Genomic DNA, 18,990 nt, shown 5'->3' on the forward strand with positions numbered 1-18,990 from the left:
GGGACCGTTGCACAGGAGGGGCCATGTCGCTTCCGGAGATCGCCTCGCGTGAGGAGTGGCGCAGGGCGCGTCAGGAACTGCTTCTCAAGGAGAAGGCCGCCACGCGCGCGCGGGACGCGCTCAATGCCGAGCGGCGGCGGCTGCCGATGGTGGAGGTCGACACGGAGTACGTGTTCGAGGGCGGCGACGGAAAGGCCACCCTGCTCGACCTCTTCGAGGGGCGGCACCAGCTCATCGTCTACCACTTCATGTTCGCGCCCGAGTGGGAGACCGGTTGCCGCAGCTGCTCGGCGTTCCTCGACCAGGTCGGGCATCTGGCGCATCTGCACGCGCGCGGGACGACGTTCGCGGCCGTCTCCAGGGCGCCGTACACGAGGATCCTGCCGTTCAAGGCGCGGATGGGCTGGACGCTGCCCTGGTACTCGTCGTCCGGCGACGACTTCAACCGCGACTTCGAGGCGACCCTGGAGCACGAGGGGCAGTTCGTCGAGCGGCCGGGCGTGAGCTGTTTCCTGCGGGACCGGGACCGGGTGTTCCACACCTACTCGACGTACGAGCGCGGGCTGGACGGGCTCGGCTCGACCACCAGCTTCCTGGACCTCACCGCGCTGGGCCGGCAGGAGGAGTGGGAGGAACCCGAGGGGCGCGCGTCGGCCTTCGGCGCGCCCGCGGGCAGTGAGCGGATCCGTTATCACGACGAGTACGGGGAGTGAAGCGGAGGGTAACGGTCAACGTGGAGGCGGTGAGAGGCTCCTCACGTTTGACGGTGAACGAGTGTCAACTACGTCTCAGTCGCGTCACTTGGCGAGGCGATTTCCCTTCGGAAGGCGTTAACTCCTACAAGTACGACGCTTTTCTGGAGGTGCAGGATGGTGAACGGGCGAATGGTGCTCGAACGCTTTCCCGCAGGCGGGCCGCGAGGGTCGTGGCCTGCGGAGGAGTTCGCGCAGGCGCGCCGGTCGGAGGGCCTGCCCGCCGAGGTCGTGATGGACCTCGCGACGGACACGTTCCTGGTGATCGTCCGGGGTGGCGACGGCACGGAGTGAGCCGGCAGGGTCAGCCCGCCTCAGGCGCGGGCGCCCGCACCGCGAACTGCTGCGCCTGCAACCCGTACAGCTCGGCGTAGACGCCGCCCTTGGCGAGCAGTTCCTCCGGAGTTCCCGATTCCACGAGCTTTCCCTCGTCCAGGACGTGCACCAGGTCCGCATGGCGTACGGACGCCAGCCGATGGGTGATGAGCACGACCGTCTGGCCGGTCCCGGCCAGCGCGCGGATCTTGTCGAACACCTCCAGCTCGGCCCGGGCGTCCAGGGCGGCCGTCGGCTCGTCCACGATCAGGATGCTGCCCCGCCGGTACGCCGCCCGGGCGATGCCGAGCCGCTGCCACTGCCCGCCGGACAGCTCGTGCCCGCCGCTGAAGTTGCGGGCCAGCAGCGTGTCCAGACCACGCGGCAGATCCGCGACCACGTCCTCGGCGCCCGCCTCGACGATCGCCGTCGCCAGCCGCTCCTCGGCCACCGGCACCGAGGGACGGCCCACGGCGACGTTCACCCGCGCCGTGAACGGCCATCGCTTGAAGTCCTGCGCCACCATCGCGATCCGCTCGGCCAGCAGATGCCGGTCCGCGGTCGCCGCGTCGACGCCGTCCCACAGGATCCGGCCCCGGTCCGGCTTGTACAGCCCGGCGAGCAGCTTGACCAGGGTGCTCTTGCCGGAGCCGTTCTCGCCGACCAGTGCGACGATCCGGCCGAGGGGCAGCGTCAGGGAGACGTCGTCGAGCGCGGGGCGGGTGGCGTCACCCGGGTAGCTGAAGGTGACGTTCTCGAAGCGGACCTCGCGCGGATTCTCGGGCAGGGCCGCGCCGCCGACCGGAATCGCACGTGCGGCGGCCTCCACGTACAGGCGCTCCAGATCGCCCACGAAGAGGGCTTCCTCGTGCAGCTGGTTGATCTCCAGGACGAGCGTCTCCAGGCTCGCGGAGCCGGTCCGGATGGCGATCACGGCCGTGCCCGCGACCGCCAGCGACATCGCCCCCGAGAGCAGCAGACCGCCCAGCGTGACGTACGTCGACACCGTCGCGAGGCCCGTCCAGGCCGCCGCGATCAGGCCGGTCCGGGCCGCGAGCCGCGCCAGCCGGGCCTGTTCCGCCTCCGCCGCCTCCGACATCGCGCGAAAGTGCCGCAGGAGGAACGGGCCCACGCCGTGCACGCGGATCTCGGGCGCCGCCGCCGGTTCCGTCAGCAGGCCGCTGATCAGGTGTCCCGCGCGCGCGTGCTGCACCCAGGTGTGGAACGACGCGTAGCGGCGCCGGGCGATCGTCAGCGCGCTCCACGCACTGGGCAGCGTCATCGTCACCAGCAGCGGGAGCAGCAGCGGATGCAGCACGGTGAGCACGCCGGCCGCCGCGACCAGCGAGATCATGGCGTTCACCACGCGCGTGCCGTAGATGATCATCCGGCGGGCCGAGGATGCGCCGTACTGCGCGGTGTCCAGCAGCTTGTGGAACGCGTGGTCCTCGATCGCCGCGAGCTCCACGGCCGCGGCCCGCTCCAGGTACAGCTCGGTCGCGACGCGCTCCACCTTCGGCTCCAGCCGTCCGGTGGCGTACGTCGACGCCGCCCGCAGCAGCGCGCCGAGCAGCAGGACGACGGCGATGGCGACCAGCGCGGGGGCGGCGTCGCGCAGCCGGTCCTCGATCGGGCCGGCGCCCATCAGCCGGCTCAGCACGCTGTTCACCGCGAACAGGCTCACCGCCTGCGCCACACCTTGGCCCGCCTCGGCCGCCAGCACCATCCGGGCGGCACTGCGGTCGGCCTGCCGGGCCAGCCGCAGGCTGGCGGCGAGCAGGGCGGGCATCCGCGTGATCATGGCCCGGAAGGTGAGCTCCAGGAAGGCGTCCGCGTGCTGGTTCCAGCCCATGTCGTAGCGCAGCGGGCCGCCGAAGAGCAGCCGCTCCGACTCGGACACCTCCGGCTCGTCCGCGCCGCCCTTCGTCCCCACCGTCTGCCTCCCCCGAACCCGCACGAACGGCCACTATCGCGGCACGGTCGGCGACTGGGCAGGGCGCAGGGTGGGGGTGGGGGCGCACGCCGGGGTGCGCGGGGGTGTGGGCCGTGGGGTGGGGGCGTGTGGGGGTGGGGTTGCGCCGGGTGGGTGTGCCCCTGTGGGGGTGGATGCCGCAGGTCGGTGCGCCCCCTGTCGGGGCGCATCGTGCGGGTTGGGTGCGCGGGTGCGCCCCCGCGAAGCCCTACGCCGTGACCGCCCGTGACCAGCTCGGTGCCGTCCCCATGAGGCGGCACAGGGCCAGGTAGAGCGGGATCGGTGGGGTGTAGGGGAGGGTGCCGTCGGGCCGGTGGATGAGGCGGGGGGTCTCGGGGGCGATCGCGCCGGTGGCGTAGCGCGCGGGGGCGGGCCACTCCAGGGCGTAGTCCGAGTCGGACGGGACCAGCCACCACCAGTGCGCGTCGTCGGCGTACACGCACCCCACGCGCGGGAGGCGGGGCAGGACGAGCGGGCCGTAGCGGGCGGGTACCTGCACCGCGTCGCAGCCCAGCGGAGCCGTCATGCCGTCGGGCACGGACAGCCGCAGCCGCGGTACGTCCGGTGTGCGCAGCCCGCGGCTCAGGCGGACGAGCGTGTCCAGGGCGAGGACCTGTCCGCCGCCGTAGGCAGCCGTCACACCCATTCGGTCCCCATCCCACCGTGCGCCGGCCGGCACACGCGCGCGTGCGCCTCGTCGTCCTCGCCCGAGCCGCCGGACGGACCCGGCTTGGGACGGGCGCCCCAGCCGAGGTCCCCCCGGGGCGCGTCGGCCTGGCGCGGGAGCTCCGCCCAGACCAGCAGCCCGGGGCCGTGCTCCTGAGCGCCCCAGGCGTGCGCCAGCGCGTCGACGAGGAGCAGTCCCCTCCCCTGCTCCTCCTCGGGCCTGTCCGAGGACGGGTGGGGACCACCCGCGGCGCACCCCTGGTCGCGCACGGCTATGCGCACCACGTCGTCGCCGTCGTGCAGCTCGCAGACGACGGCATCGCTCGCGGTGTGCAGGATCGCGTTGGTGACCAGCTCCGACACCACCAGTTCGGCCGTGTCGCAGGTGTCCTCGCACACCGCCCAGCCGGTCAGCCGGGTCCGCGTCAGACGTCTGGCCTGCGCGGGAGAACCCGGGTGTGCGGCCAGTTCGAACCGGAACCGGCGCTCGGCAGCGGACCCCGAGGGGCCGGCTGCCGCTGCTGCACCGAGGCCGGAACGGCCTGCGGCGGCGTCTGTTCCTAAGGGCACGGACGGAATCACGCTTGCCACTATCGCCCCGCCGCGAACAACTTGGCAAGTGTCACTCTGAAAATTGCAGAGTGCTGTGTGACGCGGTGAAGGGTCGTGGCACACTGCTCGCAACAGCATGTGACGCGGCGCCAGTTGAGATCCCGGAGGTCGGCACCGACCTTCGAATAGATCTTCGAATGGCGCCGCTGGGCTGTCAGCGTTCGGTGACTGGGTGAGTGGAGGTGGAGCGTGAGCGAGCCGCGGTCGGCACCGACGGTCGGCCAGGTCGTCCTCGGTCGGCGCCTGCTCGACCTGCGTGAACGCGCCGGTCTCAAGCGCGAGGAAGCCGCCCGTGTGCTGCGTGTCGCCCCCGCCACCATCCGCCGTATGGAGACGGCCGAGGTCGCCCTCAAGATCCCGTACCTCCAACTGCTCCTGAAGGCCTACGGCGTCCCCGACGACGAGGCCGACGCCTTCGTCCAACTGGCCGAGGAGGCCAACAAACCCGGCTGGTGGCAGCGGTTCCACGACATCCTGCCCGGCTGGTTCTCGATGCACGTCAGCCTGGAGGGCGCCGCCTCCCTCATCCGCAGCTACGAACCCCACTTCGTGCCCGGACTCCTGCAGACCGAGGACTACGCGCGCGGTGTCCTGAAATCGGGCGCCGTCGGCCAGACCCGGCCCGAGGACATCGAGCGATACGTCGCACTGCGTATGCAACGCCAGGAACTGCTCACCCGTCAGGACGCACCCAGGGTGTGGGCCGTGATGGACGAGACCGTGCTGCGCCGACCGGTCGGCGGCCCGGAGGTGATGCGTGCCCAGATCGAAAGACTGCTCGACGCCACGAAGCTGCCCCACGTGACGTTGCAGGTCGTCCCGTTCGCCACGGGGCCGCACCCCGGCACGTACGGGCCCTTCGTGCTGTTCCGATTCGCCGTGCCCGAACTTCCGGACATGGTCTACAGCGAGTACCTGACCGGCGCCGTCTACCTGGACGCGCGCGCAGAGGTGGCGACCCATCTCGAGGTCATGGACCGCATGGCGGCGCAGGCCGCTACGGCACATCGCACGAAGGAGATCCTCGAGGATCTCCGCAAGGAGCTGTGAATGGATCGCATCACGTCCCAGCCCAAGCCGCGGATCCGCGCCGAGCGGATCTACAACGGCATGCCCGCCCGGGAACTGGGCAGCGAGGGCTGGCACAAGCCGTGGAGCGGCGGCAACGGGGGCAACTGCCTGGAGGCGATGAAGCTCGCCGACGGCCGTATCGCCGTCCGGCAGTCCACCGACCCGGACGGACCGGCGCTGATCTACACCTCCGACGAGATGACCGCGTTCATCGAGGGCGCGAAGGCGGGGGAAGCGGACTTCCTGTTGTCCTGACCGATTTTGGCTCGTTGACGTACTCTTCGTGCTCTTTCTTTATGGCTCAACTTCCTTATCTTGGAACCGACTTGATCACTTATCGCATCCGACGCTTACGGAGCGCCTCATGACCGGCATCGACACCAGCAAGCCCCATCCCGCACGGATGTACGACTGGTATCTCGGCGGCAAGGACAACTACCCCGTCGACGAGGAGATGGGCCGGCAGATGCTGGCCCTGGACCCGCGCGTGCCGGTGATGGCGCGGGTCAACCGCGCTTTCATGCACCGGGCCACGCGCTGGCTGGCCGGAAACGGCGTACGGCAGTTCCTGGACATCGGCACGGGCATCCCCACCGAGCCCAACCTCCACCAGGTCGCGCAGGCGGTCGCGCCGGACGCGCGTGTGGTCTACTGCGACAACGACCCGATCGTGCTGGCCCACGCGGAGGCTCTGCTGCGCGGCACGCCCGAGGGCGTGACCGAGTACCTCCAGGCCGATGTGCGGGAACCGGCCACCATCATCGAGGGGGCCAGGAAGGCCCTGGACTTCAACCGGCCCGTGGCCCTCTCCCTGGTCGCACTGCTGCACTTCGTCGCCGACGAGGACGGCGCGCACGAGCTGGTCGCCGAGCTGCTGGCCGAACTCCCGTCCGGCAGCTACCTGATGATGACCCACGCCACCGCCGACTTCACGCCGGAGGAGTCGGCGCGGGCCACCGAGAAGCTCAAGGCGGCGGGCGTCACGCTGGCCTTGCGGTCGCGGGACGGGTTCGCCCGGTTCTTCGACGGGCTCGAACTGGTCGAGCCGGGGGTCGTGGTGGTGCCCGAGTGGCATCCGGAGCTGGGGGAGCCGGTGCCGGGGCAGGACGACGGGGTGATTCCGGGGTACGGGGCGGTGGGGCGGAAGGCGTAGCGGCGGGGCGGCGCCGTGGGGTGGAGCGTAAGCGTTTACGTCCTTCACGGGGGGCGGCCGGTGGGCGGGGTGCGTAAGCGTTTGCGTCCCTCGCGGGGGCAGGCCCGGTGGGCGGGATGCGTAAGCGTTTATGTCCCTCGCGGGGGCGGCCCGGTGGGCGGGATGCGTAAGCGTTTATGTCCCTCGCGGGGGCAGCCGGTGGGCGGGGGTGCATAAGCGCTTACGCCCGAGGCGGTCATGGGGGCGGCAGTACGTCGCACAGCGCGTCCAGTGCCGCCCCGTACGCGTGTTCCGAGGGGGTCGCGTAGCCGACGACCAGGCCGTCCCGTGCGGTCATGTCCGTCCGCGGATGCCGGAACGCGGCGAGGCCGTCGAGGGCGACGCCCTGCCAGGCGGCGGCCTTGACCGTGGAGCGCTCGGTGCCGGGCGGCAACCGCAGCACCGCGTGCAGGCCGGCCGCGACGCCGGTCACCTCGATGTGCGGGGCGTGCTCGGCGAGCGTGGCGACGAGACGGTCCCGGCGGCTGCGGTACCGCTGCCGCATCCGCCGCACATGACGGTCGTACGACCCCTTGGCGATGAAGTCGGCGAGGCTGAGCTGGTCCAGGACGCTCGCCCACCCCTCGCGCTCGCCCTTCGCCGCGAGGACGCCGTCGACGTACCGCTCCGGCAGGGCCATCCACCCCAGCCGCAGTGCCGGTGACAGGCTCTTGCTGACCGAGCCGATGTGGATCACCCGCTCCGGGTCGAGACCCTGGACGGCGCCGACGGGTTTGCGGTCGTAGCGGAACTCCCCGTCGTAGTCGTCCTCCAGGATCACGCTCCCACGCGCGCGTGCCCAGTCGATGACGGCGGCGCGGCGGGTGGCGTGCAGTGGGCCGCCGGTCGGGAACTGGTGGGCCGGCGTGAGCAGGACGGCCCGTTCGCGCGTGAGCAGGTCGACGCGGGCGCCGTCCTCGTCCAGGGGGAGCGGGACCGTCCGTACGCCGGCCGTTGTCAGCAACTCGCGGTGGAAGCCGAGCCCGTACGCCTCCACCGCCAGCGGGCCGCGCAGGACGCCGCTCCCGCCTTGTCCGAACAGCAGCCGCAGGGCGTGCGCGAAGCCGGAGCAGATCACGATCCGGCCGGGCTCGGTGCGGACGCCACGCGCGCGTGCCAGGTACTCGGTGAGCGCCTCGCGCAATTCCCGGCGGCCCGCCGGGTCGCCCGGGCCGAACACCTCGTTGGGCGCCTGCTGGAGCGCCCGCCGGTAGGAGGCGAGCCAGTCCGCGCGCGGGAAAGCGGAGGTGTCCGGGGTGCCCTGCCGGAGGTCGTGTCGTGGGCCACGCGCGCGTGCGGGCGTCTTCTTCGCGACCCGGGTGCTGCCCTTGAGGGGCTCGGCGCGGTCGGCGACGCGGGTGCCCGAGCCCTGACGGGCGGTCAGCCAGCCCTCGGCGACGAGTTCCGCGTAGGCGTCGGCGACCGTATTGCGGGCGACACCGAGGTCGGCGGCGAGCGAGCGGTACGGGGGCAGGCGGGTGCCGGGGGCGAGCCGGCCGCTGCGTACGGCGTCCCGCAGCGCCCGGATGAGGGCGGCGCGGCGGCCGCCCGGGCCGGCCAGCTCCAGGTGCAGGTCGGCGCCGATGCGCTGGGCGGAATTGACCCACGCTTCTGCCATGGAAGTGCACCCTACAGCGGGTCTTTGCGGGCCGTAGGTTGAGGGACATGACGACGAACGCGACGAACGCGACGAACTCGATGAACTCGATGAACGCAATGAACACGACGAACGCGATGAACAGGATGAACGCGATGAACACGACGGACGCGCCGCCCGCCGCCCCCGATGCCGCCATCGCCGCCGCCGAGGCCGAGCGGACCCGGATCGACTTCGCCAAGTCCGCCCCGAAGTCCTTCCGCGCCCTCATCGGCTTCGACGTGGCGGCTCGTGAGGGCCTCGACCCCGCCCTCGTCGAACTCATCCAGATCCGCGCCTCGCACCTCAACCACTGCGCGTACTGCCTGCACATGCACACCAACGACGCCCGCAAGGCCGGTGAGAGCGAGGACCGCCTGCACATGGTCGCCGTGTGGCGCGAGGCCCGCCACTTCTTCACCCCGAAGGAGCGGGCCGCCCTGGCCCTCACCGAGGCCGTCACCCTGGTGGCCGACGCGGGCGTCCCCGACGACGTCTACACCGAGGCCGCGGCCCACTTCGGGGACCAGGAGCTGGCCCAGGTCATCGCCCTGATCTGCACGATCAACACGTGGAACCGGGTGGCGCTGTCGACGGCGAAGGTGGCGGGGACGGACAAGCGTCGCAGCTGACTCGGTCGGGGGTGGGGGAGACGGGGCTGAACGCCGGTTGCCGTGGCGCGGGGTGGGGACTGAACCCGCCTGCCCCGTAGCCCGTCAGCCCCCCGAACCGCCGGTCGCCCCTCACACCACCATCGGCCGGTCATACGGCCCAATAGGCGCCGGTAGCTCCGAACTCCCCGTCAGATGGCGGTCGACGGCCGCCGCCACCGCCCGCCCCTCCGCGATCGCCCACACGATGAGCGACTGCCCTCGCGCCGCGTCCCCCGCGGCGAACACGCCGGGGACGTTCGTCGCGAACCCGGCGTCCCGTGTGATCGTGCCGCGCGGCTCCAGTTCCAGACCCAGCTGGTCGATGAGCCCGTCCTCCCGGTCGGGCCCGGAGAAGCCGAGCGCGAGCAGTACGAGGTCGGCGGGCAGTGTGCGTTCGGTGCCGGACACCGGCCGCCGCTGCGCATCCACCTCGACTAGGTGCAGCCACCGCACATGCCCCTCCGCGTCCCCGGTGAAGCGGAGCGTCGACGCCGCGAACAACCGCGCGTCCGCATCCGCCGCCGGCGCGGTCCGCAGATCCCGCGCCTCCTCGTGCGCCGCCGAGAGCCGGTAGATCTTCGGGTACGTCGGCCAGGGCTCCGCATCCTCGTCCCGCTCTGCCCCCGGCTGCGCGTAGATGTCCAGCTGCGTCACCGACGCCGCACCTTCCCGTACCGCCGTCCCCAGACAGTCCGCCCCCGTGTCACCACCCCCGACGATCACGACATGCTTCCCGGCCGCCGACAGCGGCGAGACCTCCAGATCGCCCTCACAGACCCGATTGGCCAGCGGCAGATACTCCATCGCCTGATGCACACCGGCCAACTCGCGCCCCGGTACGGGAAGTTCACGCCACGCCGTCGCCCCGGTCGCGATCACCACGGCGTCGTACCGCGACCGCAGCTCCGCCGCCCCGATGTCCCGCCCGACCGCCGTCGACGTACGGAATTTGGTCCCCTCGGCCCGCATCTGCTCCAGCCGCCGTTCCAGATGGTGCTTCTCCATCTTGAACTCGGGGATCCCGTACCGCATCAGCCCGCCGAGCCGGTCGTCCTTCTCGTACACGGCGACGGTGTGCCCCGCCCGCGTCAGCTGCTGCGCCGCCGCCAGCCCCGTGGGCCCCGAACCGATCACCGCGACCGTCCGCCCGCTCAGCCGCTCCGGCGGACTCGGCGGCGCGAAGCCTTCCTCCCAGGCCCGGTCGGCGATCGCGCACTCGACGTTCTTGATGGTGACCGCCGGCTGGTTGATGGCGAGCACGCATCCCGCCTCGCACGGCGCCGGACACAGCCGCCCCGTGAACTCGGGGAAGTTGTTCGTGGCGTGCAACCGGTCGCTCGCTGCCCGCCAGTCGTCCCGGGAGACCAGGTCGTTCCACTCCGGGATCAGATTGCCCAGCGGACAGGCGTCGTGGCAGAACGGTATGCCGCAGTCCATGCAGCGGTCCGCCTGCTGGTTGATGATGGGGAGCAGTGCCCCCGGGACGTAGACCTCGTTCCAGTCCCGCACCCGCTCCTCGACCGGCCGGCGGGGCCAGTCCTGGCGGGGGGTGGTCATGAAACCCTTGGGATCGGCCATGGCCGGTTTTCCTTGCATAGGGGTACGACGGGCCGTGCGTCATCGGCGGCACCCTTTCGGCCACGATACGTCCCGTCGGCCACCTGCGCAGAGCCCCGCCCGGCGGCTCACGCCAGGGCCAGCGCGTACGCCACCACCGCGCCGGCCGCGGCGACCGCCCGGACGTGGTTCCACGCCGTCCACTCGCGCACGTACGTCGGCCAGTACGCGGCCGCCTCCGCGGTGCCCGCGTCCACTGTGACCAGCGCGTTGTTGCGCGGCACGTTCGCGAGCACGGTCACCCCGAAGCACCCGAACAGATACAGCGCGCTGCCGACCAGCAGCTCCACGGCCCCCTCGTCCGGCCACAGCACGAACGTCACCACGGCTATCACCGCGCACAGCAGCGTCGACCCCAGGAACACGATCATGAAGCCGGGCCGCAACGCCGTCACATTGATCGCCTTCATCGCGGCGACGCCCTGCGCGGGCGGCAGCGCGGCGAGCGCCTGCATCACGAACGTCGAGAAGGCACAGAACACCCCGGCCACCAGCCCGGCCCCGACCAGCCCCGCGACCGTCAGCACGAAGTACGGTCCGTCGATCACGTCACCCACTCCTCCCACCTCCGCCCGGGCCCCCGCCCAGCACTCCGGTCATCCCCACTCCCCACCAGTGAATCCCGGCCCACCGACCCGGACCATGTCTCAACGCCGCAGCTCCATACGCGGGCGTCCAGGCCGGGCCCCGCCCCGGCAGGCAACCCGCACCCGACCCGCACTCGGCCCACGTCACCCGACGGAGTCGAGCCGCTCCTCCCGCCACTCCCGCAGCACCGACTCGACGGCCGCCGCGATCCTCCGCCGCGCCTCGTATCTGGGCACCCCACTCATCAGCAGCTGGTCATACGGAGTGTCCACATGCCGCACCGCCGCCAACACCGCCGACGTCACCGCACCCTCCGTCAACGCCCGCCCGCCCGCCGTCCGCCCCACACGCCCACTGCCCCGCAGGGACGCGTGCGCCGCGATCGCCCGCGCCCGCTCCGGTGGGCACCCGGGCAACAGCCGCAGGATCTCCGCCGCGAACGCCTCCGCGAACCGCGCGTCCTCCACCGCCCTGCGCTGTGCGTCCCGCGCCCGGCGCCGCCGCCGGGCCTCCGCGTCCGCCAGGCACCGCTCCTCGGCCCGGGCGAGCCCCGCTTCCTCCACGAGGACGCCCTGCCGCTCGTACCGGCTCTTGCGCCGATTGAACCGCACGACGATCACCGACAGCGAACTCTCCTCCCGCGCCCTGCGCGTCAGCGCGGTGTCGCCGCGCGGCAGGAACACCAGATGTCCGAGGTCGGCACAGTCGAGGCACCGCGGCACCCCGTCCTCCATGACCAGCAGGGACAGCGGCCCACGCCGGCACTTGGCACAGCGCTTCTTCTTCAGTGACTGGATGACGACAGGAACGGTACGGGAGCCGGTGAGGGATCTGATCTCGCCCCCGCCGGAGGACGAGGGAGTCACAGGCACTGCCATATCCGCTTCATTCCCACGGCCCCACGCCCTCCACGCCCCCGTCCCTTGGGCATGTCCTCCACCACCCCCGCATCCGTAATCATGGTCATGTGCGACTCGAAGCGATCACCTGGGACCGGCTCGTCGACCGCCTCGCCGAACGCCTGCTCGACCTGAAGCCGGCCGACGGCAGCCCCTGGCCACGCATCGCCTTCGACGGCGCCCCGGCGGCCGCCCCGGGAGACCTCGCCGCACGTGTCCACGAGGCCCTGCGCATACGCGGCCGCCCCTCGCTGGTCGTCGGCACGGAAGGCTTCCTGCGCCCGGCCTCCGTCCGTCTGGAGCACGGGCACCAGGACGTGGACGCCTACTACGACGGCTGGTTCGACACCGGCGCCCTGTGGCGCGAGGTGTTCGGCCCCCTCGAACCCGGCGGCGACGGGCGCGTGCTGCCCGACCTTCTGGACCCGGTCACCGACCGCGCCACCCGCAGCCCGTACGTCCAACTGCCGCCCGGTGGCCTGCTGTTGCTGCACGGCCCTCTCCTTCTGCGTCACTGGTTTCCCTTCGACCTGAGTGTTCATCTCCTCCTCTCCCCGGGCGCCCTGCGCCGCCGCACCCCGCAGGCCGAGCACTGGACCCTCCCCGCCTTCGAGCGCTACGAGGACGAGACCGACCCCGCCGGCACCGCCGACGTCCTCGTCCGCGCCGACGACCCGCGCCGCCCGGCGTGGAGCGGCTGACCGGAGCGCCGGTCGGCATGACGGCTTCAACCACGTCCACCGACGGCCGCCAGAAGGTGCGTGCGCAACCTCCGCCGCGCTCCCGTACGAGCTCTCGCACAAGTACCTCGGCATCGACCCGCCCGCGGAGAAGGACGACGAGGTCCGCGTGATCATCCGTGTGGCCCTGCGGAAGATCACCGGTTTCTCCGCCTGACCGCCGCCCCGGGTGCGTGCGCCGGGCAACCCGACGAGAATGAAGGGCGCCGGTACCAGCGGTGCGTCCCGCGCCGCGCCGGCCGTCCGGCACCGGGAGGTACTCCATGACCACTGCCGGAGAGATCATGCACCGGGGCGCCCAGTGGATCCCCGCGCACCAGACCCTCGACCGCGCCGCCCAGCTGATGCGTGAGCTCAACGTCGGGGCCCTGCCCATCAGCGACCAGAACGAACGGCTCTGCGGCATCCTCACCGACCGCGACATCGTGGTCGGCTGTGTGGCCATGGGCCACGACCCGTCCAAGGTCACCGCGGGCGAGATGGCCAAGGGCACACCGCGCTGGATCGACGCGAACGCCGATGTCAGCGAGGTGCTCCAGGAGATGGAGGACCACCAGATCCGCAGGCTGCCCGTCATCGAGAACAAGCGCCTGGTCGGCATGATCAGCGAGGCCGATCTCGCCCAGCATCTGACGGAGGACCAGGTCGGCGCCTGGGCGGAACGGGTCTACGCCAAGAGCGCGAGCCGCTGACCGCCGGCCCGCCTTACCCACACCCGGGCGGTCACAGCCAGCCGTTGCGCCGGAAGCCGCGGTACAGGGCGAAGCAGGCCACGGATATGACGCCGATGACCATGCCGTAGCCGTATTTCCATTGCAGCTCGGGCATGTGGTCGAAGTTCATGCCGTACATCCCGCAGACCATCGTGGGTACGGCGACGATCGCGGCCCATGCCGTGATCTTCCGCATGTCCTCGTTCTGCGCGACCGTGACCTGGGCGAGGTGGGCCTGCAGGATCGAGTTGAGCAGCTCGTCGAAACCGGCGAGCTGTTCCGCCGCGCGCATCAGGTGGTCGGACACGTCGCGGAAGTAGGCCTGTATCTCCGGCTCCACCACCCGCATCGGCCGGTCGGCGAGATCCAGCAGGGGCCGGTTCAGCGGGACCACGGCCCGCTTCAGCTCCAGAAGTTCCCGCTTGAGCTGGTAGATGCGGCCCGGATCGGCGCGTGCGCCGTTCTCCGCGAAGACGTCCGTCTCGACCTGCTCGATATCGGCGTGCACCGCGTCGATGACGCTGAGGTAGTCGTCGACGACGTGGTCCGCGACCGCGTGCAGCACCGCGGACGGGCCCTTGGCGAGCTGGTCGGGGTTGGCCTCCAGCTCCTCGCGCAACGGGCCCAGCGAGCCGTGCCGGCCGTGCCGCACCGTGATGACGAAGTCATGGCCGACGAACACCATGAGTTCGCCGGTGTCCACCACCTCGCTGGTCGCCGTGAGTTCCTCGTGCTCGACGTAGCAGACCGTCTTGAACACCGCGAACAGCGTCTCGCCGTACCGCTCCACCTTCGGGCGCTGGTGCGCCTCGATCGCGTCCTCGACCGCCAGCGGATGCAGGTCGAAGAGCTCGGCGATCCCGGCGAACTCCTGGTCCGTCGGCTCGTGCAGACCCAGCCAGACAAAACCCGCACCGCTCTTGCGTACCCGCTCGACGGTGTCGACGAGGTCACCGCCGAGGGGAAGCCGGCCTCCCTCCTCGTAGGCCACGCAGTTGACCACCGACGAGCCCAGCGGGGACCGCGCGGGGTGGCTCAGGTCGACCCGTCGGCCTCGCCGGGCCAGCCGAGCCACCTTGCGGAGGCCACCGACCCTGCCGAGGCCCGTGACCCTCCGCAGATTCCCTGCCATGGACATCTGGATCTCCTTGTATGGATCCTCTCGCGCCGCAATCCTGCGCCTGTCGCGCCAGTGTGCCAGGACCGCATGAGCAGCGGGTAAGCCTGTGGAAACCCCGCGTTCCGCTTGGTTTCCGGCTGTGGACAAACGGGAGTTGGTCCCCTCGTCGTCGATGCTCCTCGGGTGCACGGCGGTTCCGGTCCCAGCCGGAGGGTTCTGACTGTGTTCGGCGCCGCAGGGCGAGCAGTGCCTGGCCGTGCGGAGTTGCGTGGCTCAGCCGATGGTGGTCCCGCGTCCACCGGACGCCGGGCCCACGGGAGGCCTGCCGCCCACCTGTTCGACCGCTCGTGCCCCCGCCACGCATCCCTCCGCGGCCGCGGCCTCCGGCCCGGCGCCCGCCAGCAGGGCGGCGAGGAACGCGCCGGTGAACGCGTCACCGGCGCCCGTCGTGTCCCGGGGCGTCGCCGGTACGGCGGGGACGCGGGCGCGTACGGTGCCGGAACGGGCCACCAGCGCACCGTCCGCGCCCTGCTTGGTCACGACGAGCGGGACATGGCGGCTCAGCTTCGCCGCCGCGTCGGCCGCGTCCGGCAACCCGGTGAGCAGGCAGGCCTCGTCCCGGCTGGGCAGCAGGACCGCCACGCCGTCGACGGACGTCAGGAAGCGGTCCACTCCCAGCTCCGCGAGGAACCCGGCCGACGCCGGATCCAGGCTCACCGGCACCCCACGCGCGTGTGCCGACGTCAAGGCCGTGGCCACCAGCGCCCGGCCCGGTTCGGAGAAGAGCAGGTAGCCGGACAGATGCAGCCACCCCACGCCGTCGAGCAGCACGTCCGACCAGTCACCGGGATCGAGCCGCAACGAGGCACCACTGTCGGTGAGGAACGTCCGCTCAGCCGCGGCGCCCGAGTCCACCAGGCAGATCACCGTCCCGGTCGGCGCCTGCGGGTCGACCACCAGATGGGCACGCACCCCCGCCGCGGCCAGCGCCCGCTCGTGCCACGCCACCGACTCCGAGCCCACCCGCCCGAGCAGCCGCACGTCAGCGCATCCCCAATGGGACGCCCAGCAGGCCACATTGGCGCCCGCGCCACCGGGCAGCGTCCGGATCTCGGCGGCCGTGTCCGTGCCCCCTGCCAGTGGTCCCCGGTGCCGGGCGACGACGTCCGTCACCACATCCCCGGCGACCAGCAAGCGCCGCTCGGCGAGCCGTGCCCCGACCCGCTCACGCCCTGGCCCAGGCCGCCGCGATCCGCGCCGCCAGCCGTACGTTGCCGCGCACCGCCGCCAGGTTGACGCTCAGCGAGGCACCCTCGGTGTGCCGTACCAGATAGTCGAGCAGGAACGGCGTGACGGCCTGGCCGGTGATGCCCTCCGCCTCGCACGCGTGCAGCGCGTCGGCCAGCACGCGTGCGTGCAGCTCGGGATCCAGCTGCTCCGCCTCCGGCACCGGGTTGGCCACAACAAGTGCCGACTCGGGCCCGCCGAGGGCGTCCTGGGCCCGCATGACGTCGGCCACCTGCTGCGGGCTGTCCAGGGTCCAGTCCACGGGGTGCCCGGAGTCCGAGAGGTAGAAGCCGGGGAAGCGGTCCGTGCCGTACCCGGCCACCGCCACGCCCAGCGTCTCCAGCCGCTGCAGCGTCGCCGGCACGTCCAGGATCGACTTCACGCCCGCGCACACCACCGTGATCCGCGTGCGCGCCAGCAGACTCAGGTCGGCCGACTCGTCCTGCGTCACCGTCCACTGCCGGTGCACCCCGCCGAGCCCGCCCGTCGCGAACACCCGTAGGCCCGCCAGTGCCGCCAGCAGCGCGGTCGCGGACACCGTGGTCGCCCCGCTGGCCCCGGCGGCCACGGCCAGCGGCAGATCACGGTGGCCGAGCTTGCGGATGCCGTCCTCGTTCGCGATCCGCTCCAGCTGCTCCTTGTCCAGGCCGACCCGCGGCTGTCCGTCCAGCACGGCGATCGTGGCCGGTACGGCGCCCTCCTGCCGTACCGCCTCCTCCAGCTCCAGCGCCACCCGCAGATTGCGTGGACGCGGCAGCCCGTGCGCGATGATCGTGGACTCCAGGGCCACCACGGGCCGGCGTGCGTCGACCGCCTCCCTCACCTCTTCGGACACCACCAGCGTCACGCGCCTGCCTCCTTCTGTTGGTCTTCCCTCATCTCTGGCGGGCGGCGTGCCCCGTCAAACCCTTGCGGCCGCTGCGGGACGACACCAGCCTGGGGGCATGACGGACAACACGACACGTCTTGACCACGTCGTCCTCTGGGTGCGTGACCCGGTCGCCGCCGCCGACTTCTACGAGAAGGCGGTCGGCCTGGAGCCGGTCAGGCTCACCGAGTTCGCCGCGGGCCAGGTGCCCTTCCCCTCGGTGCGCGTCAACGACGACACCATCATCGACCTGATGCCGCTCACCGCGGCGGAGCGGATGACGATGCTCCCCGGTGCGCCGGACAGCTCCGGGCACCCCGTGAACCACGTCTGCCTCGCACTGTCCGAGGACGACTTCAACGCCCTGCGCGACCGCCTTCAGGAACGCTCGGTCCCCCTGACGGACATCGGCCACGACTCCTTCGGCGCCCGCGGCAACGCCCGGCGCAACTTCTACTTCCGTGACCCGGACGGCAACTTCTTCGAGGCACGCCACTACGCCTGAGCCGTATGCCCGGGCCGCTCGGTCTCAGAACAGCGGCTCGGGCAGCACGCCCTCCAACGCCAGCAGCTTCCGCTTGGCCTCCAGACCGCCGCCGAAGCCGCCGATGCCGCCGTCGCTCTCCACGACCCGGTGGCAGGGCACGACCACGGGCAGCGGGTTGGCGCCCATCGCCGTGCCCACCGCCTGGGCCGCGCCCGGCTGACCGACCCGGTCGGCCAGATCGCCGTACCCGACGACCGTGCCGTACGGCACGCCGGACGCCAGCTCGCGCAGCACCTGGCGGTTGAAGCCCGAGATCAGCGACCAGTCCAGCGGCAGCTCGAAGTCGCGGCGCCGACCCGCGAAATAGGCCCGGACCTGACGTATCGCCTCAGCCAGCAGCGGGGAGCCGGGTGCCTCGACCGGGTCGGCGCCCAGCCGGGACGCCAGCCGGGCCAGCGCCTTGTCGCGCACCGGGTCCGTGGCGTGGAACACGACGTTGACCAGGCCCTCGCCGGTCGCGGCCAGCAGCAGCGGACCGATGTCACTGGCGACGACGGCCCACACGACCTGCTGCTCGTACTGCCCATGGCTGTCCATGCGCCCACCGTACGACCCGCCACTGACAACGCCCGCCCGAACCGGCGCCGGAACGTCACTGCCCCCCAGCGCGTGCGGAGGGCCAACGCCGGAGGGATACAGGACGGACACAGTTTGCCTAGAGCTGCCCGAGGCCGCTCACCGGTGCCGCACAACTGGGGCAGAGGCGTGTTTCTTTGCCGGAAAGTCGTTCGACCATTCCGGTGCGAGTCATACTCTCTGCCTCAACCCTGACCGCTCGGGCGGTTCTGGGAGGGGGAGCATTTCACGGAATTCCGGGACGGAACGGGGCGGAAGGGCAGCCGCGCATGCAGGGCACGGTCGATGGATTCAGCTACGGCCTCGTCACACCGCTGGCGGCCTATGTCATGGCCTGCCTCGGCGGTGCCCTCGGCCTGCGCTGCACCACCAGGTCCCTGCTCGTGGCCGGCTCCTGGCGCCCGGGCTGGCTCGCCCTGGGCTCCATGGCGATCGGCTCCGGCATCTGGACCATGCACTTCATCGCGATGATGGGATTCACGGTCCGGGAGGCCGCGATCCACTACGACAAGCCGATGACGTACGCCAGCCTGGGCGTCGCCATCCTGATGGTGGGCATCGGGATCTTCATCGTCGGCTATCGGGGCGCGTCCGGCACAGCCCTGTTCACCGGCGGCACCGTCACCGGCCTCGGCATCGCGTCCATGCACTACCTGGGCATGGCCGGCATGCGGCTGAACGGAAAGCTGGAGTATAACACGCTCACCGTCGCCGCCTCCGTCCTCATAGCCATGGTCGCCGCCACCGCCGCCCTGTGGGCGGCCGGACAGGTCAGAGGGTTCCTGTGGAGCGTGGGCGCCAGCCTCGTCATGGGGCTCGCGGTCAGCGGCATGCACTACACGGGCATGGCCGCCCTCCGCGTCCACCTGCACGGCACCGCCGACCCCGCCACGGGCGACTCGCCCGCCGCGCTGCTCGCCCCGATGCTGATCGGCCCGCTCGCCTTGCTGCTCCTCGCGGCCGTCGTCGTCCTGTTCGACCCGCTGATGGTCATGGGCAGGCCCGCCCTGCCCCGCCCCGAACCCAAGCCCGGCGTTCCCGCCCACGCCTCGCTGCCGCACCACACCCGCCGGCTCACGCTCCGCACCCGCCGGTACCCGGCCCGCAGCGGCTCCCGCACACCGCAAAACCGCTGATCGAAGCCTGTTGTCAGTGGGGGGTCGTAC

General features: G+C 71.7%; 21 protein-coding genes. 10 read left to right on the forward strand and 11 right to left on the reverse strand.

Annotated elements, in window-relative coordinates; translation table 11 throughout:
- Window positions 1-23: 23 nt before the first annotated feature.
- Both HJD23_RS32355 and HJD23_RS32360 read left to right on the forward strand, forming a co-directional pair.
- The gene (locus HJD23_RS32355; protein WP_171109075.1) at window positions 24-713 is read left to right on the forward strand and encodes a DUF899 domain-containing protein; all 690 of its coding nucleotides are present in this window, start codon (window positions 24-26) and stop codon (window positions 711-713) included.
- Window positions 714-869: 156 nt separating this feature from the next.
- Complete coding sequence (locus tag HJD23_RS32360; protein WP_171109073.1) at window positions 870-1,046, forward strand: hypothetical protein; 177 nt, start codon at window positions 870-872, stop codon at window positions 1,044-1,046.
- 10 nt (window positions 1,047-1,056) lie between these two features.
- Here the strand turns inward: HJD23_RS32360 and HJD23_RS32365 are convergent, their stop codons facing one another.
- The 3 genes from HJD23_RS32365 to HJD23_RS32375 form a co-directional block, all read right to left on the reverse strand.
- Complete coding sequence (locus HJD23_RS32365; protein WP_171109071.1) at window positions 1,057-3,000, reverse strand: ABC transporter ATP-binding protein; 1,944 nt, start codon at window positions 2,998-3,000, stop codon at window positions 1,057-1,059.
- A gap of 247 nt (window positions 3,001-3,247) precedes the next feature.
- Complete coding sequence (locus HJD23_RS32370) at window positions 3,248-3,685, reverse strand: hypothetical protein (RefSeq protein WP_171109069.1); 438 nt, start codon at window positions 3,683-3,685, stop codon at window positions 3,248-3,250.
- Window positions 3,676-4,296, reverse strand: a complete 621-nt coding sequence (locus HJD23_RS32375; RefSeq protein WP_240980868.1) for an ATP-binding protein — start codon at window positions 4,294-4,296, stop codon at window positions 3,676-3,678. Before HJD23_RS32375 ends, HJD23_RS32370 begins: the two co-directional genes overlap by 10 nt.
- Window positions 4,297-4,506: 210 nt before the next feature.
- On the opposite strand from HJD23_RS32375, the gene HJD23_RS32380 reads away from it, so the two are divergent.
- The 3 genes from HJD23_RS32380 to HJD23_RS32390 all read left to right on the forward strand — a co-directional run bounded on the left by HJD23_RS32380 (window position 4,507) and on the right by HJD23_RS32390 (window position 6,541).
- Window positions 4,507-5,367, forward strand: a complete 861-nt coding sequence (locus HJD23_RS32380; RefSeq protein ID WP_171109065.1) for a helix-turn-helix transcriptional regulator — start codon at window positions 4,507-4,509, stop codon at window positions 5,365-5,367.
- Entirely contained in the window at window positions 5,368-5,643 is a 276-nt protein-coding gene (locus HJD23_RS32385) for a DUF397 domain-containing protein (protein WP_141308693.1), read from the forward strand.
- A gap of 109 nt (window positions 5,644-5,752) precedes the next feature.
- On the forward strand, window positions 5,753-6,541 hold the full coding sequence (locus HJD23_RS32390; protein WP_171109063.1) for an SAM-dependent methyltransferase: 789 nt from the start codon (window positions 5,753-5,755) through the stop codon (window positions 6,539-6,541).
- A 235-nt stretch (window positions 6,542-6,776) separates the two neighbouring features.
- Here HJD23_RS32390 and HJD23_RS32395 read toward each other — a convergent pair whose 3' ends face one another.
- On the reverse strand, window positions 6,777-8,198 hold the full coding sequence (locus HJD23_RS32395) for a PLP-dependent aminotransferase family protein (RefSeq protein WP_171109061.1): 1,422 nt from the start codon (window positions 8,196-8,198) through the stop codon (window positions 6,777-6,779).
- A gap of 116 nt (window positions 8,199-8,314) precedes the next feature.
- Here HJD23_RS32395 and HJD23_RS32400 point away from each other — a divergent pair, with 116 nt between their 5' ends.
- A complete protein-coding gene (locus HJD23_RS32400) occupies window positions 8,315-8,848 on the forward strand; it encodes a carboxymuconolactone decarboxylase family protein (RefSeq protein WP_240981006.1) in 534 nt (177 codons plus the stop codon).
- 111 nt (window positions 8,849-8,959) lie between these two features.
- Here HJD23_RS32400 and HJD23_RS32405 read toward each other — a convergent pair whose 3' ends face one another.
- From HJD23_RS32405 to HJD23_RS32415, 3 genes are all read right to left on the reverse strand, one after another.
- On the reverse strand, window positions 8,960-10,447 hold the full coding sequence (locus tag HJD23_RS32405; RefSeq protein ID WP_171109059.1) for a glutamate synthase subunit beta: 1,488 nt from the start codon (window positions 10,445-10,447) through the stop codon (window positions 8,960-8,962).
- Between the two features lie 107 nt (window positions 10,448-10,554).
- Window positions 10,555-11,034: an anthrone oxygenase family protein gene (locus HJD23_RS32410; RefSeq protein WP_171109057.1), complete on the reverse strand. Its 480-nt coding sequence runs from the start codon at window positions 11,032-11,034 to the stop codon at window positions 10,555-10,557.
- Between the two features lie 183 nt (window positions 11,035-11,217).
- Window positions 11,218-11,952: a DUF2293 domain-containing protein gene (locus HJD23_RS32415; protein ID WP_171109055.1), complete on the reverse strand. Its 735-nt coding sequence runs from the start codon at window positions 11,950-11,952 to the stop codon at window positions 11,218-11,220.
- 89 nt (window positions 11,953-12,041) lie between these two features.
- Here HJD23_RS32415 and HJD23_RS32420 point away from each other — a divergent pair, with 89 nt between their 5' ends.
- Together HJD23_RS32420 and HJD23_RS32425 are read left to right on the forward strand one after the other, a co-directional pair.
- Window positions 12,042-12,674, forward strand: coding sequence for a uridine kinase (locus HJD23_RS32420; RefSeq protein WP_171109053.1), 633 nt, complete (start codon window positions 12,042-12,044; stop codon window positions 12,672-12,674).
- A gap of 302 nt (window positions 12,675-12,976) precedes the next feature.
- Window positions 12,977-13,405, forward strand: coding sequence for a CBS domain-containing protein (locus HJD23_RS32425; protein WP_171109052.1), 429 nt, complete (start codon window positions 12,977-12,979; stop codon window positions 13,403-13,405).
- Between the two features lie 31 nt (window positions 13,406-13,436).
- Here HJD23_RS32425 and HJD23_RS32430 read toward each other — a convergent pair whose 3' ends face one another.
- The 3 genes from HJD23_RS32430 to HJD23_RS32440 all read right to left on the reverse strand — a co-directional run bounded on the left by HJD23_RS32430 (window position 13,437) and on the right by HJD23_RS32440 (window position 16,680).
- Entirely contained in the window at window positions 13,437-14,564 is a 1,128-nt protein-coding gene (locus tag HJD23_RS32430) for a magnesium and cobalt transport protein CorA (RefSeq protein WP_171109050.1), read from the reverse strand.
- 255 nt (window positions 14,565-14,819) lie between these two features.
- Complete coding sequence (locus HJD23_RS32435; RefSeq protein WP_171109048.1) at window positions 14,820-15,740, reverse strand: PfkB family carbohydrate kinase; 921 nt, start codon at window positions 15,738-15,740, stop codon at window positions 14,820-14,822.
- A gap of 31 nt (window positions 15,741-15,771) precedes the next feature.
- On the reverse strand, window positions 15,772-16,680 hold the full coding sequence (locus HJD23_RS32440; protein WP_171109047.1) for a pseudouridine-5'-phosphate glycosidase: 909 nt from the start codon (window positions 16,678-16,680) through the stop codon (window positions 15,772-15,774).
- A 97-nt stretch (window positions 16,681-16,777) separates the two neighbouring features.
- Between HJD23_RS32440 and HJD23_RS32445 the strand changes: the two genes are divergently transcribed.
- On the forward strand, window positions 16,778-17,206 hold the full coding sequence (locus HJD23_RS32445; RefSeq protein WP_171109045.1) for a VOC family protein: 429 nt from the start codon (window positions 16,778-16,780) through the stop codon (window positions 17,204-17,206).
- Between the two features lie 24 nt (window positions 17,207-17,230).
- Here HJD23_RS32445 and HJD23_RS32450 read toward each other — a convergent pair whose 3' ends face one another.
- Window positions 17,231-17,785, reverse strand: coding sequence for a methylated-DNA--[protein]-cysteine S-methyltransferase (locus HJD23_RS32450; protein WP_171109043.1), 555 nt, complete (start codon window positions 17,783-17,785; stop codon window positions 17,231-17,233).
- 308 nt (window positions 17,786-18,093) lie between these two features.
- On the opposite strand from HJD23_RS32450, the gene HJD23_RS32455 reads away from it, so the two are divergent.
- The gene (locus HJD23_RS32455) at window positions 18,094-18,960 is read left to right on the forward strand and encodes an MHYT domain-containing protein (RefSeq protein ID WP_171109041.1); all 867 of its coding nucleotides are present in this window, start codon (window positions 18,094-18,096) and stop codon (window positions 18,958-18,960) included.
- Window positions 18,961-18,990: the final 30 nt, after the last annotated feature.

The sequence above is a fragment of the Streptomyces sp. Z423-1 genome, from assembly GCF_013009255.1.
Taxonomy (GTDB): domain Bacteria; phylum Actinomycetota; class Actinomycetes; order Streptomycetales; family Streptomycetaceae; genus Streptomyces; species Streptomyces gossypiisoli.

Excerpts from the sequence above, each read along its gene's own strand:
- HJD23_RS32355 (WP_171109075.1), top strand. The coding sequence starts at position 24 with ATGTCGCTTCCGGAGATCGCCTCGCGTGAGGAGTGGCGCAGGGCGCGT.
- HJD23_RS32360 (WP_171109073.1), top strand. The coding sequence starts at position 870 with ATGGTGAACGGGCGAATGGTGCTCGAACGCTTTCCCGCAGGCGGGCCG.
- HJD23_RS32370 (WP_171109069.1), bottom strand. The coding sequence starts at position 3,685 with ATGGGTGTGACGGCTGCCTACGGCGGCGGACAGGTCCTCGCCCTGGAC.
- HJD23_RS32385 (WP_141308693.1), top strand. The coding sequence starts at position 5,368 with ATGGATCGCATCACGTCCCAGCCCAAGCCGCGGATCCGCGCCGAGCGG.
- HJD23_RS32390 (WP_171109063.1), top strand. The coding sequence starts at position 5,753 with ATGACCGGCATCGACACCAGCAAGCCCCATCCCGCACGGATGTACGAC.
- HJD23_RS32395 (WP_171109061.1), bottom strand. The coding sequence starts at position 8,198 with ATGGCAGAAGCGTGGGTCAATTCCGCCCAGCGCATCGGCGCCGACCTG.
- HJD23_RS32400 (WP_240981006.1), top strand. The coding sequence starts at position 8,315 with ATGAACAGGATGAACGCGATGAACACGACGGACGCGCCGCCCGCCGCC.
- HJD23_RS32405 (WP_171109059.1), bottom strand. The coding sequence starts at position 10,447 with ATGGCCGATCCCAAGGGTTTCATGACCACCCCCCGCCAGGACTGGCCC.
- HJD23_RS32415 (WP_171109055.1), bottom strand. The coding sequence starts at position 11,952 with ATGGCAGTGCCTGTGACTCCCTCGTCCTCCGGCGGGGGCGAGATCAGA.
- HJD23_RS32425 (WP_171109052.1), top strand. The coding sequence starts at position 12,977 with ATGACCACTGCCGGAGAGATCATGCACCGGGGCGCCCAGTGGATCCCC.
- HJD23_RS32430 (WP_171109050.1), bottom strand. The coding sequence starts at position 14,564 with ATGTCCATGGCAGGGAATCTGCGGAGGGTCACGGGCCTCGGCAGGGTC.
- HJD23_RS32445 (WP_171109045.1), top strand. The coding sequence starts at position 16,778 with ATGACGGACAACACGACACGTCTTGACCACGTCGTCCTCTGGGTGCGT.
- HJD23_RS32450 (WP_171109043.1), bottom strand. The coding sequence starts at position 17,785 with ATGGACAGCCATGGGCAGTACGAGCAGCAGGTCGTGTGGGCCGTCGTC.
- HJD23_RS32455 (WP_171109041.1), top strand. The coding sequence starts at position 18,094 with ATGCAGGGCACGGTCGATGGATTCAGCTACGGCCTCGTCACACCGCTG.